Here is a 14,207-nt window from a genome sequence, read left to right as displayed (position 1 = left end):
GCTATACTACTTAATACTATAAATTTAAAAAAAAAGGAAGAAATAGTTTGAACAAGACGACAAAATTTAAATTATTTTATACATTCGGCTATGCTGCTATGGGGGTTATCAATCCACTAATCGGGCAATATATGGCAAGCATTGGATTTAGCGGAACGCAAATCGGCACGGTGACTTCCATGGCAACAGCAATTGCTGTTTTTGCGTCCACTTTTTGGGGCAATCGATATGCCAACAGCCGCGATGGAAGAAAAGTAATTGCGCTGATATGCCTTTTAGCGGGTGCAATGGCTGTCTGTAATTCTTTTGTGACGATATTTCTGATTTTTATTGCGACCTATGGTCTGGAATATTTTTTCCAGGGACCGGTCATGGGACTGTGTGATGCGCTGGTATTGGAAGAGGATCAGGTGCATTTTTCGGCGATTCGGCTATGTGGCGCTGCTGGGTACGCAGCAGCAGTTTTTGCAGGGGGTAAAATCGGAGGAACATGGGGCCTTGAAAATATTTTTTATCTCAATGCGGTCGCTTTTGGACTGGCGGCATTTACCATTATGACTGTGCAGCGTGATGAGGACGCTGCTGCAAGCGCTGCCTGTAATGGAAAAAGAATCCGTTATAAGGAACTTCTGAAGGAAAAGCGGGCGCTGCAGCTGATTCTTTGTGGCATTTTCGTCATGGGCACTAATGTGGCAAACAATACTTATTTTAGCTTTCTTTTTACAGAAGGCGGCGGCAGCGTAGCAGGCGTAGGAACTGCTTTTCTTCTCATGGTAGGAAGTGAGGCGCCGTTTATGGCGCTGGCGCCAAAGCTTTGCGCAAAATTTTCAAGAGAGAAAACCATAGCCTTTGCTATGGTGCTGTCTGCAGTGCGTTTTGGGCTTTATGCACTGGGACCTTCTGATATATTTCTGCTAGCTACTTTTTTCTTGCAAGGCATGGTAAATGGGATTCTGCTGACTGAATACGTTAAGTATCTATCGGAGACAGTGGCTTTTCGCCTCATTGCGCTGACAGTAGCAGCCTTTTATGCAGTCAGTTCCAATGGCGGTACGATTTTGTGCAATTTCTTTGGAGGGGTAGCAATGGACTTCTTTGGCGCGACTGGCGTGTATGCACTGTTTAGTGGCATGAATGTGATAGGTGTTGTGCTTTATATTGCATTCGGGCTGCATAGCAAGAGGTGAGATATAGCAATTCGGTCAAGGGCAGAGATGTAAAATGGAATTTTTGCTGTCATATAAGTGCTGACTTCAGTTTGAATGCCGAAATGAATTTTTTCATTGCAGAACTTTACCCTTTATTACATCAAAAAAAGGAAAACCAGCAGGTGCTGTTGGGTGATAAATGCAACCCGGATTAGTATCTAAGAAAAAATAGAGGATCTTTTGTAGAATCTTAAAAATATGTACATGCATACTGCTAGTTTTTGCGCAAATTTCTGCTTAAAGATAAGAAAATTTAGTTTGTAGTAATATCAAAAGATTGAACTTTGCATTTTTTTAATCGAATTTTGCTTTTTTCTGTAAAGTGAAATACGAAATGTCAGCAAAGATTTTGCTTGCAAACAAGCCGAAACAATGCTAAAATATTGGGTACGTAAGTAAAACTTTATATCAGGCGTTGAAGGAACCAGTAGCCCGGCGTAATACCCTTACAGAGAGGTCATCGTTTGCTGAGAGATGATCGGTGAAGCTGCGATTTTGCGAATATCACTCCGGAGCCTGCGCACTAATGAGAGGCAGCCTTAAGGCGCATATGGATTTATGCAAGCGTCCGAGGTTTAGCAATTAGGGTGGTACCGCGGTTTAGAATTGAATCGTCCCTAATCGGAAATCATATTTTCGGTTGGGGATTTTTTTATTGTAGAATACCCCGAACTCGAAAAAACAGAAAGGAAGTAGAGATACATGTTCAAGAAATTATCGGATAAGCCTGTAGCACAGGTACAGAACGAACAGGTCGAGAAATGGAAGAAAGAAGATCTGCTGCACAAGTGTGTCAGCGCCAGAGAAGACGGCGAGAAGTTCGTATTCTTTGAAGGTCCTCCGACTGCAAATGGAAAGCCGGGCATTCACCATGTGATGGCAAGAACTTTGAAGGATTCTATCTGCCGTTATAAGACTATGCAAGGCTATCAGGTCAACAGAAAAGCAGGCTGGGATACCCACGGTCTGCCGGTAGAAATCGAAGTCGAAAAGCAGCTGGGCATGAGCGGCAAACAGGACATCGAAAAATATGGTATCAAGGAATTTAACCAGAAGTGTAAAGAATCTGTTTTCACTTACACAGACATGTGGAGAGAGATGACAGAGAGAATGGGTTATCTGGTAGATTTAGACAATCCGTATATCACTTTAGACAATAACTATATCGAATCCGGCTGGTGGATTCTGAAAGAGTTTTTCAAGGCAGGACTGATTTACGAAGGTCACAAGATTCTGCCGTACTGCCCGAGATGCGGAACCGGTCTTGCTTCCCACGAAGTAGCGCAAGGCTATAAAGAAGTCAAGGTCAACACGCTGGTCTGCAAGTTCAAGCGTAAAGATGCCGAAAACGAATATTTTCTGGCATGGACCACAACCCCTTGGACACTGGCTTCCAATACTGTTCTGACCGTAGGTCCTGACATCGACTATATCAAAGCAAAGATGACAGAGGGCGATGAAGAGGGCAATATCTTCTATGTTGCGAAGGCGCTTGCGAACAAAGTGCTGGGCGAAGGCAAATACGAAATTTTGGAAGAAATGAAGGGCGCTGACCTGGAATACATCGAATACGAACAGCTGATGCCATTTGTAAAGCCGGAAGGCGGCAAGAAAGCATTCTTCCTAACCTGCATGGATTACGTTTCCGTAGAAGATGGTACAGGTATCGTGCATACTGCACCAGCATTTGGTGAAGACGACTATCAGTGCGGACGCAAATACAACCTGCCAATGCTGCAGCCTGTAGACGAACGAGGCTGCTATACAGAAACGCCATGGGCGGGACGCTTTGTTATGGAAGAAGGTCTTGATGTGGATATCATCAAGTATCTGGCAGGAGAGAACAAAATTTTCTCCAAGGAAAAGCTGGCGCACAACTATCCGCACTGCTGGCGCTGCGGTACACCGCTTGTTTACTATGCAAAACCAAGCTGGTATATCCAAATGAGCAAGCTGAAGGATCAGCTTGTTGCTAATAACAACACTGTAAACTGGTTCCCTGAATTTGTCGGCGAGAAGCGTTTTGGCAACTGGCTGGCAGATGTAAAGGACTGGGCAATTTCCCGTTCCAGATACTGGGGAACACCGATTCCGATCTGGAGATGTGAATGCGGTCATCTGGAATGTATCGGAAGCCGTGAAGAGCTGGTAGAAAAAGCTATCGAGGATATCGATACTTCCATAGAGTTGCACAGACCGTATGTGGATGACGTGCACATCACGTGCCCGCACTGTGGCAAGCCGATGAGCAGAGTTCCGGAGGTTATGGACTGCTGGTTCGATTCCGGCGCTATGCCGTTTGCACAGTGGCACTATCCGTTTGAAAACAAAGAAATATTTGAGGAAAAGCTATTCCCGGCGGACTTCATCTGCGAGGGTATCGACCAGACCAGAGGATGGTTCTATTCCCTGATGGCAATTTCCACCTTTATCATGGGCAAGGCGCCGTATAGAAATGTACTGGTAAACGACCTGATTTTGGATAAAGAAGGAAAGAAGATGAGCAAGTCCAGAGGAAACACCGTTTCTCCGTTTGAGCTCTTCGACAAATACGGTGCAGATGCGACCAGATGGTATCTGCTTTCTGTATCACCGGCGTGGACACCGACCAAGTTTGACGAGGATGGACTCATCGATGTCGTGAGCAAGTTCTTTGGCACTTTGAAGAACGTATATAACTTCTTCGTACTGTATTCCAATCAGGACGATGTGGATGCTGCGGCATTGACAGTAGATTATGACAAGAGACCTGAACTGGACAGATGGATTCTTTCCAAATATAATCAGCTGGTAAAAGATGTAACAGAATATATGGACAGCTACGACCATATGAAGACTGTTCGTGCAATTACAGACTTTGTTGCTGAGGACTTGTCCAACTGGTACATCAGACGCGCAAGAAGAAGATTCTATGCGGAGGAAATGACTGAAGACAAGAAGAGCGTATATGCGACTACTTACGAAGTGCTGGTAGGCACAGCTAAGCTAATTGCACCGATTGCACCGTTCCTGTCTGACGAAATCTATACCAATCTGACCGGTGAGGAAACTGTTCATGTGGCATACTTCCCGAAGGCAGACGAAAGCCTCATCGACAAAAAGGTAGAGGAGAGAATGGATCTTGTCAGAACCTTAGTTACTCTGGGCAGAGGAACCAGAGAAAAGGAAAGAATCAAGGTAAGACAGCCGCTTTCTGAAATTCTGGTAGATGGTAAGTATCAGGCGGTAATCGAGGACTTGACGCCGCTGATTATGGAAGAACTCAATGTCAAGGAAGTTGTCTTTGCAGAGGAGCTTGACCAGTATATGAACTTCTCCTTAAAGCCGAACTTCAAGGTGGCAGGACCGGTTCTAGGTAAGAATATCAAAGCCTTTGGCGCGGCTCTTGCAAAGGAAAACGCTGCTGATGTGGTAGCTCGTCTGGAAGCAGGCGCTATGACGCTGAACTTAGACGGTGAAGAAGTTGAAATAAAGAAGGACTTCGTAGATGTCCGCATCAATGCTAAAGAAGGTTTTGCGGTAGCTATGGAAAACAACGTGTTCACCATTCTTGACACGACCGTGACACCTGAGCTTGCTGCGGAAGGTCTTGCAAGAGAGCTGGTTTCCAAGGTACAGCAGATGCGTAAAGCAAACGACTACGAGATGATGGATAACATCAAGATTTTCGTGGAAGCAGACGCAGATGTGAAAGCTGCAGTGGATACTTTCGGCGACTATATCAAGAAGGAAACTCTGGCAACTTCCATTGAAGAGGCTTCCGGACTGGAAACTTATGACCTTAACGGACATAAGACCGGTATCGGAGTGGAAAGAGTATAATCAAATATGAGATAAAAGGACTTTGCATGGATTTCATGTAAAGTCCTTTTTCATAGTTTTTTCCGTTAAGAAAACTTTATAAATGGAAAAATTAAATAAAATTCACATACATTACTGTAATTATATGTAAAAAACGACCACTTATCCGAAAAAATGACCAGTTTTCCGAAAGTTATTGTATTTTGACAGCGAAAATGGTAGGCTTTAGTCAAGGGGGAGGGATTAGACTCTTAATCATATTGCATCGGGAGATATCAGAGGTTCGACATCTGATATCTTCCACTATCCAAAGAAAAATGAATTTTGAAGACAATTTCCAAAAGTATTTTTAAATCTTCACTTCTTTTAACTTTAATAAAATAATCAGGAGAGACATAATGTCGGATATCAGTATTACATTACTGCTTTGCCTGGGTGACAATTCTGGCTGGTACGGAGTGCCTGGCGTGGTTATAATAGAAAATATTGGGAAGAACCGTTGCAAAAGTATGTGGATTATTTGGGCGTTTTTATCGGTATCCCTCTTTTTATAATTACGATGCTGGGATTTTTGAAGTCTATATTTATATAACGGTTAACACGAGGTAACATGTCTTGTTAAATTAATTTGTACCGGATATAGTGAAGATGGGTAGAAGGCAAGCAACATAATTGTAAAGGGCAGAGCGTTTAGCTTTTTACAGCATTAAATATAAAATTTGAGAAGAGAAAAAAGAAATCAGATGGAGAAAATAAATTTTACATTATTACTATGTATGATTACTCAGTGTATGCTTTTGAGCAGCATGATTTATAGGTATAAAACAAAGAGCTGGGGCAGTAGGTTCGGAAAGTATGTTGATTATTTTTGGTTTATTGTGGGGACACCGATGTTACTTGTAAGTATTGCTGTGTTTTTTCATCTCATTTGAATTAGTGTTGATGAAGAAACAAATTATGAGGTAACGGAGACTATATTTTGACCGCTTATTTCTTTTTTTGACCGCTTATTTCTTTTTGGTTGTAGGGGGATTTGTCATATTGTATAATAAAAGCGAAAAGATACTTTTCTGATATTTGCTTTTATGGTAAAATGATATTGTAATATGTAATGTCTTTGGGGGTTACCTATGAAAATTATCATTTGTGATGACCAGATTAGTGATATTCAGGAATTAAAAAAATTATGCGAACGCTATTTGCGGGAGAATGATATCGAGGCGGAACTTGAAACGACCACCCATCCGCAGGATGTTCTCGCAGAGCCACTGGATGCGGATATTCTGATTCTTGATATAGAGATGGGCGCCATAAACGGTATTGATATCAAGAACCAATTAGCCAGACGAGGTGCGGGACCACTGATTATTTTTGCGACCAGTCATATGTACAATGTCCTCAGAGCGTTTAATGTCAATGTAATCGGTTTTGTATCTAAACCACCGCAGTACGATGATTTGGCAGGGTTTTTGGATACGGGCGTTAATTTGATTTTTGCGAACAAGTCTTTTACTTATCCGGACGGCAGCAGCGGTTGTTTGGACGAAATCGTTTGGATTGAAGCTGATACGGGCTATGCTGACGCACACCTAAGAGATGGAAGAGTCAAGAATATTGGCAAGCAGAAGGTTGGGGCGCTTGCAGCGAAGCTGGAGCCGCTTGGATTTATCTGCATCAGCAGAGGACAGATTGTCAACTGCAAGCATATCAGCAGTTTTTACGATGACAGAATTCTCCTGAAGAACGTACCGGAAAAGTCGGGCGGCAAGCCTAGTGATAAGGTGCTGCTTATCAGCCGCCGCAGAAGAAAAGAGTGCTTAGAAAAGTATACCGCTTATTGCATGAGAACGCAGAAATATATCTAAGGGAGTTTACCATGACCAGAGCTATCATTTTACCATTGGATTTATTGAATACATTTTTACGACGTGTTTTTCGTTAAAAAAAACATTGAATGTACTGCGCTGGTAGTGTATAATAACACTAATAACAAAAGAACGGGAGGACAATAATAATGGTTAAATTATTAATTGGACATAAAGGAACAGGCAAGACGAAGCAGATGATTGATCTTGCTAACGAACAGATTGAGAACAGCAACGGAAGCATTATCTTTATCAATAAGAATTCAAGATTAATGTACGATTTGAAATATAGAATCAGAGTTGTATGCATGGAAGAATATGAGCATATTACTAACTGTGACGAGTACATAGGTTTCATCTATGGAATCATCAGCTCTGACCACGATATCGAGACTATTTTCATCGATAGCATTCTGAAGCATGCAGACTTCTCCCTGGGAGATATTCCTGAGTTCTTAACCAGACTGAAGAACATTTCCAAGAATTACGGCATGAACTTTGTAGTGAGCCTCAGTGCCGAAAAGGAAGAGATGATCGGCGTAGACTTCTCAGAATACGAGATTCTTAACTAATTTCTCAAAGAAAGGGCGGTTATCCGCCCTTATTTTTTTCATGGGGGTATGAAATGCAGTTGACATTGACTGACGTCAAGAAAACTTTTGAACGAAGAAAGCCTGCTGCTATTGGCGATCATCGATATTTCTCAGTGCTGGTTCCTTTTGTAGAAAAAGATGGACAGCTTTACATCCTTTACGAGGTGCGAGCAAAGAACATGGCATCACAGCCTGGTGAGATTTGTTTCCCCGGCGGGCACGTGGAAGATGGAGAAAATCCAAAGGACTGTGCGCTTCGGGAAACCTTTGAGGAAATCGGTATTCCCAAGGACAAGGTCACGCTTATTGGACCGGGAAACATACTTTACGGTTATGCCAACTACACGCTGTATACTTATTTAGGCGTTGTGCAGTATGCAGATTATCTATGTGCAAAACTGCAGAAGGATGAGGTGGAAGAAATTTTTTTGGTTCGCGTATCGGACCTTGAACGCATTCAGCCTAAGGTTTTTTCCGAGAAGGTTTATACTGCCATCGACGAGGATTTTCCTTATGAGCAGATAGGCATAGGCAGAGATTACTCATGGCGTGTAGGGCGCTGGGATATTCCAATCTATGATATTGACGGCAGAGTAATCTGGGGATTGACTGCCAGAATTACAGGAGATATTATTGAAACAGTGAGGACGGAGTATGTTTTTACCAGTTACGAAAAAAGAGATAGAGGATAGAGGCTGGAGCCAGGTAGACTTTGTTCTGGTCAGCGGAGATGCTTATGTGGATCATCATTCGTTTGGAACTGCAATCATCGGTCGTCTTTTAGAAAGTCATGGGTATAAGGTGGCGATTTTGCCTCAGCCGGATTATAAAAGCGCTGAGGATTTTAGGCGTTTCGGAAGACCTCGTCTGGGATTTTTAATCAACGGCGGTGTTGTAGATTCTATGGTGAACAATTATTCTGTCTTTAAGCGAAAACGGAAGGTCGATGAGTATTCGCCGGGCGGTATTAGCGGTAACAGACCTGACCGGGCTGTGATCGTTTACAGCAATAGGGCAAGAGAGGCATACAAAGATGTGCCGGTCATCATCGGTGGCATCGAAGCCAGTCTGCGCCGCCTGGGACATTACGATTATTGGAGCGACAAAGTTCGCAGGTCTATCTTGCTGGATGCAAAGGCAGATCTTTTGATTTACGGCATGGGCGAGCGTGCCGTAGTTGCGATTGCAGAAGCGCTGGAAGCGGGGATTGATGTCAAAGATATTACATGGATCGAGGGCACCTGTTATAAGGCGAAATCCTTTGAGCAGGATGAGGATACGGCGGTACTTCCTTCCTATGAGGAAATCACGGGATCAAAGGAAGCTTACTGCAGGAGCTTTGCCATGGCTTACAGAAACAACGATAATATCAATGGAAAGCGACTTGTCGAGAAGTATGCGGATTCTCTGTATGTGATACAGAACAAACCGCAACCGCCTCTTAGCAGACAGGAACTCGACGATGTATACGAACTGCCTTACGAAAATGAAATTCATCCTATCTATGAAGCGGCAGGCGGGATTCCCGCTTTTTCCGAGATTAAGTTCAGTCTGGTTTCGGCAAGAGGATGCTTTGGCGGCTGCAGTTTCTGTGCGCTTACGTATCATCAGGGCAGACAGGTAAGAAGCAGGAGTAAGGAATCCCTTGTAGCGGAAGCAAGGGCACTGACGCAAAAGCCAGACTTTAAGGGATATATTCACGATGTGGGCGGACCCACGGCCAATTTCCGATATCCGGCGTGCAAGAAGCAGCTGGAATATGGCGTATGCAAGGACAAGGACTGCTTGTATCCGAGACCTTGCAAAAATATGGAAGTAGATCATAAAGAGTATCTAGCGGTGCTGCGAGAAATTCGCCAAATTCCTGGCGTTAAGAAAGTCTTCATCCGTTCCGGAATCCGTTATGACTATGTGATGGCAGATAAGGACGATGCTTTCTTGCGGGAGTTGTGCAAATATCATGTCAGCGGCACGCTGAAGGTAGCGCCGGAGCATATCACAGAAAGAGTGCTTTACCATATGAGAAAACCGGCAAAAGAGGTTTTTATCGCTTTTGCGGACAAGTACCGCAGAATCAATCAGCAGCTGGGTCTAAAGCAGTATCTGATTCCTTATCTGATCAGTTCTCATCCAGGAAGTACCCTTGATGATGCGGTGGAACTGGCGCTGTTTTTAAAGGAATACGGGTTTGTACCGGATCAGGTGCAGGACTTTTATCCGACGCCTGCGACTTTGGCAACCTGCATGTATTATACAGAGATGGATCCTTTTACGATGGAGCCTGTCTACGTTGCAAAGGATTTAGAAGAGAAGAAAATGCAGCGGGCGCTGATTCATTATCATAAACCGGAGAATAGAGGCATAGTAATGAAAGCACTGAAAAAAGCCGGACGGGAAGATCTGGTCGGTGTGCTTTTGGGAGGCAGAGGCAGAAAATATGAGTCTGATCAAAGAGTTCACAAAGATCATGGCAGAGGGCGAAAAGGCGTATCAAAAGGCAGAAGATAAGCCGCTTGTTTTGACTGAAGAGGTTTGCGGAAGTCATAGTGATATGGAAAGCCTTATCTGCTGTGGGGATAATATGACTGTGATGAAATCCCTTCTTCTGCAGAAGGAGATGGCAGGTAAAGTGCAGATGATCTATATCGATCCTCCTTTTTATTCCAAGTCAAATTATGATGCTGTGATAAAAGCGGGCGATGAAAACATCAAGTATCATGCTTACGATGACAAGTGGGAGCAGGGGATTTCTGCTTATTTGAAAATGTTGACGGCAAGACTTTATTTGATGCGGGATCTTCTGGCAGATACAGGGCTTTTGTGGCTGCATCTTGATTGGCATGTAGTGCATTATGCCAAGATTCTTATGGATGAGATCTTCGGCGAAAAGAATTTTGTCAATGAGATTATTTGGAACTACAAGTCGGGAGGCACCAGTAAAAAGCATTTTTCTAGGAAGCACGATACGATTTTAGTTTATGCAAAGAGCCGTAGATATCAATTTTATCCATTGCAGGAAAAGTCTTATAACAGAGGCTACAAACCATATCGTTTTAAAGGTGTCAGAGAGTATGAAGATGATCTAGGGTGGTATACTATGGTCAACATGAAAGACGTCTGGAACATTGACATGGTAGGAAGGACGTCCAAAGAGAGGACTGGTTATGCGACCCAAAAACCGGAACAGCTGATTCAGCGAATGATTGAAAGCTGCACTCGTAAAGGCGATCTGTGTGCGGATTTTTTCTGCGGCAGCGGGACACTTCCGTCAGTGGCAGAAAAGATGGGCAGACGTTTTATCGGGTGTGATCTGGGATCTTTAGCGTGTGAAAGTACGATCCATCGTCTTATAGAGCAAGAGGCGTCTTTTCAGGTTTACCGTCTTGCAGGAAATGCTTCCGCTAAAGGATCAAATATGGCTGTACAGCTAAATTTGAAGAGGGAGTTTCTTCCCGATGATAAGGTGCGGCAGTGCATCAGTTTGATTTCATTAAAGGAACGGAAGCTAAGTGGTGTCGTAGAAGACAAGGCGCGGGCAAATCTTGAAAAGATATTGGCAGAGGATTCGCTGCAAATGGTTGATAGTTGGAGCGTGGACTTTGCTTATAATCCAGATGACGGCGTGCACAGACCCCAGGCAGTTTTTGTCAGAGAAAAGGGGCGTTTGGAGACGACCTGCGAACAAATTACCGCACTGGGAAGTCATATTAGTGTTAAAGTAGTAGATATTTTGGGCAATACTACTTTCGAGAGGTTTTTATATGAAGGAAACAGTAAAAGAAAAACTGATTAATTTTATATTTCTCCTGATTGCATGTGCAGTCGGCGCTTTTGCAACAACAGCTGTGATGATTCCAAATGGACTGACCAGCGGAGGTCTGACGGGTCTTGTGCGGATTCTACAAAATTATGTAGACATCAATTTTTCGCTGGCGTACTATGCGGGCGCATTTCTGATTCTGATTGTAGTGCTGGTGACCTTGGGTCTTCAGGAGGCAAAGAAGGTTCTTGCAGTAACTATTTTGTATCCTGCTGTGATGTTTGTCATGGAGCTTTTTGATTTTCAGCTGCTGGAGGAAAAGGATATTATTTTGGCAGCTATTTTCTGCGGGGTGTTTTCCGGCGTCTGCAATGGTATTGTCTTTTGGCGAGGCTATGCTTTTTGCGGTACAGAATCTATCGCTACAATTTTGAAGAAAAAACTGATGCCGCAAGTGGATTTAAGTAAAATCCTTCTAGCACTGGACGCTGCAATTATTATAGTTTCTGCTTTTATTTTTGGACGCAATATTGCGCTTTATGCACTGGTAACTCAGTTCATTGCCTCTAAATTAGTAGATTTTATCATCTATGGTTTTGAGACGAAGATTGTACAGGTCAATATTCTAACAGAAAAATCGGCACAGACTATTGAGTTTGTAATGAAAGAGCTGAATCGTGGTGTTTCCAGCAGAACCGCAGTAGGCGAATTTACTGGAAAAGCAAAGAAAGAGTTGGTTGTATTGTGTTCTCCGCGAGAAAGTATGCTGCTTAAACGATTTTTAGCCTCTGTGGATCCAGCGGCATTTGTCACCGTGCTTCATGTGGAAACCGTTTGGGGCAGCGGAAAAGGCTTTACAGAGATTAATAAGGACTAGGAAAGAAGTCCACGAGAAACGAATGAACGTGTTATTATTTCTCGTAGCTGATAAACATAAAATAGACAGTGTTATCTGCGTTGAATAAATTTAGTTTTGATTTTTATAGAAATATATGGTATACTATTTATACTATGCGCCAGTAGCTCAGGGGATAGAGTAGCACACTCCGAATGTGAAGGCCGCAGGTTCGATTCCTGTCTGGCGCACCAAAATGGACAGCGAAAGCTGTCTGTTTTTTTTATCTGTACAGTACTTGCAGGTATTGCAAAAATTCGTGATGAATTTTCATTGCCACCGCTAACAAGATTCACTTATCAGCTATATAAAGCTTATGGCTGGCAGGTGACTTCTGGAACAGAAGAAGAAAAGGCGCAGGCAAGATTTGTGACAGTGTTCCTTGATATTTACGAGAATAGTTTTAATTGACAGATATCACTATCCTTGGTATAATCATAATCCTACGTTTTTGTATTGAAGCAGGAAGGAGTGTGCGATGATTACTATGGAACATGTGAGCAAGACCTACCGGATTGCCCGAAGAAACGCAGGTTTGAAGGAAGCCTGCAAGGCGCTTTTTCGCAGAGAATATGAAACAGTGCATGCCCTGGATGATGTCAATTTTACTATAGCAGATGGGGAGATGGTCGGCTATATCGGCCCAAATGGAGCAGGAAAAAGTTCTACCATTAAGATTCTCAGTGGTATTTTGACGCCGGACAGTGGAAAGGTTTTGGTTGACGGTAGAGTACCGTATCGGAATCGGATTGATCATGTGCGCGAAATTGGCGTTGTTTTTGGACAGCGTTCACAGCTCTGGTGGGACGTGCCGGTTATCGATTCTTTTTCTCTGCTGAAAGATATTTATGACATTCCTGCCGCAACATACAAACAGAGTCTTGAAGAACTGACGGAACTTTTAGATCTGTCGCAGCTTTTGCGATCTCCGGTAAGGCAGCTTTCTTTGGGGCAGCGGATGCGCTGTGAGATTGCAGCCTCCCTTCTGCACAGACCTCGTATATTGTTTCTGGATGAACCGACTATCGGACTTGACGCTGTGTCAAAACTGGCGGTCAGAGATTTTATAAAACGGCAGAATAAAGAACATGGCACCACGGTGATTTTAACGACCCACGATATGCAGGACATCGAGGCCTTAGCAGGAAGGATTATTCTCATCGGCAAGGGGAAAATCCTAATGGATGGAATCCTAGCAGATATCCAAAAAGGGAATGCTAACATTGACGAAACCATTGCACAGCTGTATCACGCCTATGATATTTAAGGCGGTGATAAGATGAAAAAGTATTTATCTTTTTTCAAACTGCGCTTTGTCATGGGTATGCAGTACCGTGCAGCAGCCCTGGCAGGCGTCTGTACCCAGTTCTTTTGGGGACTCATGGAAGTTATGATTTTCAGCGCTTTTTACGAGGCAGACGCTGCAGCTTTTCCCATGTCACTCTCTGCGACGATTTCCTATGTGTGGCTGCAGCAGGCGTTTCTCGCTTTTTTTGCGGTCTGGATGTTAGAAGGGGAAATCTTTGAGGCAATCAGAAAGGGAAATCTTGCCTATGAATTGGCAAGACCTGTTGACATCTATAATATGTGGTTTGCAAGAAGCGTTGCAAATCGGCTGTCGCGGGCAGTTTTGCGGTGTTTTCCTATTTTGCTGATTGCGGTATTTGTGCCTGCGCCTTACGGGCTGTGCATGCCAGCCAGTTTGCCGTATTTTATGTTGTTTCTGGCAGCGATGGTATTAGGACTTGCAGTGACCGTATCGGTATGTATGCTGATTTATGTTCTTGCTTTTTTTACCATATCGCCTCGAGGTGTTCGCATGGTTTTTACTTCTGCCATAGATTTTCTTGCCGGTGCAATTATTCCCATTCCGTTTTTTCCAGAGAAGTTGGCGAAGGTGCTGGAGATGCTACCTTTTGCAGCTATGCAAAACGTTCCTCTGAGGATTTACAGCGGAAGCCTTAATGGCACTGAACTGGTACAGGCTATCAGTCTTCAGATCTTTTGGCTGGTTGTAATTACCTTGATGGGAAAGATTTTGTGCAGAAAGGCAGAAAAAAGTGCCGTGGTGCAGGGAGGGTGATA

General features: G+C 43.5%; 11 protein-coding genes and 1 tRNA gene. All 12 read left to right on the top strand.

All coding sequences use genetic code 11. The features are described from left to right. Positions 1 to 47: 47 nt before the first annotated feature. On the top strand, positions 48 to 1,187 hold the full coding sequence (locus tag D1151_RS01250; RefSeq protein ID WP_161907650.1) for an MFS transporter: 1,140 nt from the start codon (positions 48 to 50) through the stop codon (positions 1,185 to 1,187). A gap of 723 nt (positions 1,188 to 1,910) precedes the next feature. Continuing rightward, positions 1,911 to 5,030, top strand: coding sequence for an isoleucine--tRNA ligase (ileS, locus tag D1151_RS01245; RefSeq protein ID WP_161907649.1), 3,120 nt, complete (start codon positions 1,911 to 1,913; stop codon positions 5,028 to 5,030). Positions 5,031 to 5,407: 377 nt separating this feature from the next. Further along, entirely contained in the window at positions 5,408 to 5,563 is a 156-nt protein-coding gene (locus D1151_RS01240) for a hypothetical protein (RefSeq protein WP_161907648.1), read from the top strand. 576 nt (positions 5,564 to 6,139) lie between these two features. Next, positions 6,140 to 6,874 (top strand): LytTR family DNA-binding domain-containing protein, encoded by a 735-nt coding sequence (locus tag D1151_RS01235; protein WP_161907647.1) that lies wholly within the window; start codon positions 6,140 to 6,142, stop codon positions 6,872 to 6,874. Positions 6,875 to 7,023: 149 nt separating this feature from the next. Then, positions 7,024 to 7,446, top strand: a complete 423-nt coding sequence (locus D1151_RS01230; protein WP_160203221.1) for a hypothetical protein — start codon at positions 7,024 to 7,026, stop codon at positions 7,444 to 7,446. 53 nt (positions 7,447 to 7,499) lie between these two features. Then, positions 7,500 to 8,159 carry a CoA pyrophosphatase gene (locus D1151_RS01225; RefSeq protein WP_161907646.1) on the top strand — a complete coding sequence of 220 codons (660 nt, stop codon included), beginning with the start codon at positions 7,500 to 7,502 and terminating at the stop codon, positions 8,157 to 8,159. Next, on the top strand, positions 8,122 to 9,975 hold the full coding sequence (locus tag D1151_RS01220) for a YgiQ family radical SAM protein (protein WP_161907645.1): 1,854 nt from the start codon (positions 8,122 to 8,124) through the stop codon (positions 9,973 to 9,975). The genes D1151_RS01225 and D1151_RS01220 overlap by 38 nt, the downstream gene beginning before the upstream one ends. After that, positions 9,905 to 11,260 carry a site-specific DNA-methyltransferase gene (locus D1151_RS01215; protein ID WP_161907644.1) on the top strand — a complete coding sequence of 452 codons (1,356 nt, stop codon included), beginning with the start codon at positions 9,905 to 9,907 and terminating at the stop codon, positions 11,258 to 11,260. The genes D1151_RS01220 and D1151_RS01215 overlap by 71 nt, the downstream gene beginning before the upstream one ends. Then, positions 11,229 to 12,104: a YitT family protein gene (locus D1151_RS01210; protein WP_161907643.1), complete on the top strand. Its 876-nt coding sequence runs from the start codon at positions 11,229 to 11,231 to the stop codon at positions 12,102 to 12,104. Before D1151_RS01215 ends, D1151_RS01210 begins: the two co-directional genes overlap by 32 nt. Before the next feature lie 136 nt (positions 12,105 to 12,240). Beyond that, positions 12,241 to 12,316: transfer RNA gene (locus D1151_RS01205), tRNA-Arg, on the top strand. Between the two features lie 284 nt (positions 12,317 to 12,600). Then, positions 12,601 to 13,389, top strand: a complete 789-nt coding sequence (locus D1151_RS01200) for an ATP-binding cassette domain-containing protein (protein WP_160203215.1) — start codon at positions 12,601 to 12,603, stop codon at positions 13,387 to 13,389. Positions 13,390 to 13,401: 12 nt separating this feature from the next. After that, positions 13,402 to 14,205: an ABC-2 family transporter protein gene (locus D1151_RS01195; protein ID WP_161907642.1), complete on the top strand. Its 804-nt coding sequence runs from the start codon at positions 13,402 to 13,404 to the stop codon at positions 14,203 to 14,205. The last annotated feature ends 2 nt before the right edge of the window (positions 14,206 to 14,207 follow it).

The organism is Emergencia sp. 1XD21-10, assembly GCF_009936045.1.
GTDB lineage: Bacteria > Bacillota > Clostridia > Peptostreptococcales > Anaerovoracaceae > Senimuribacter > Senimuribacter intestinalis.
This window is presented reverse-complemented; position numbering and strand designations above follow the sequence as displayed.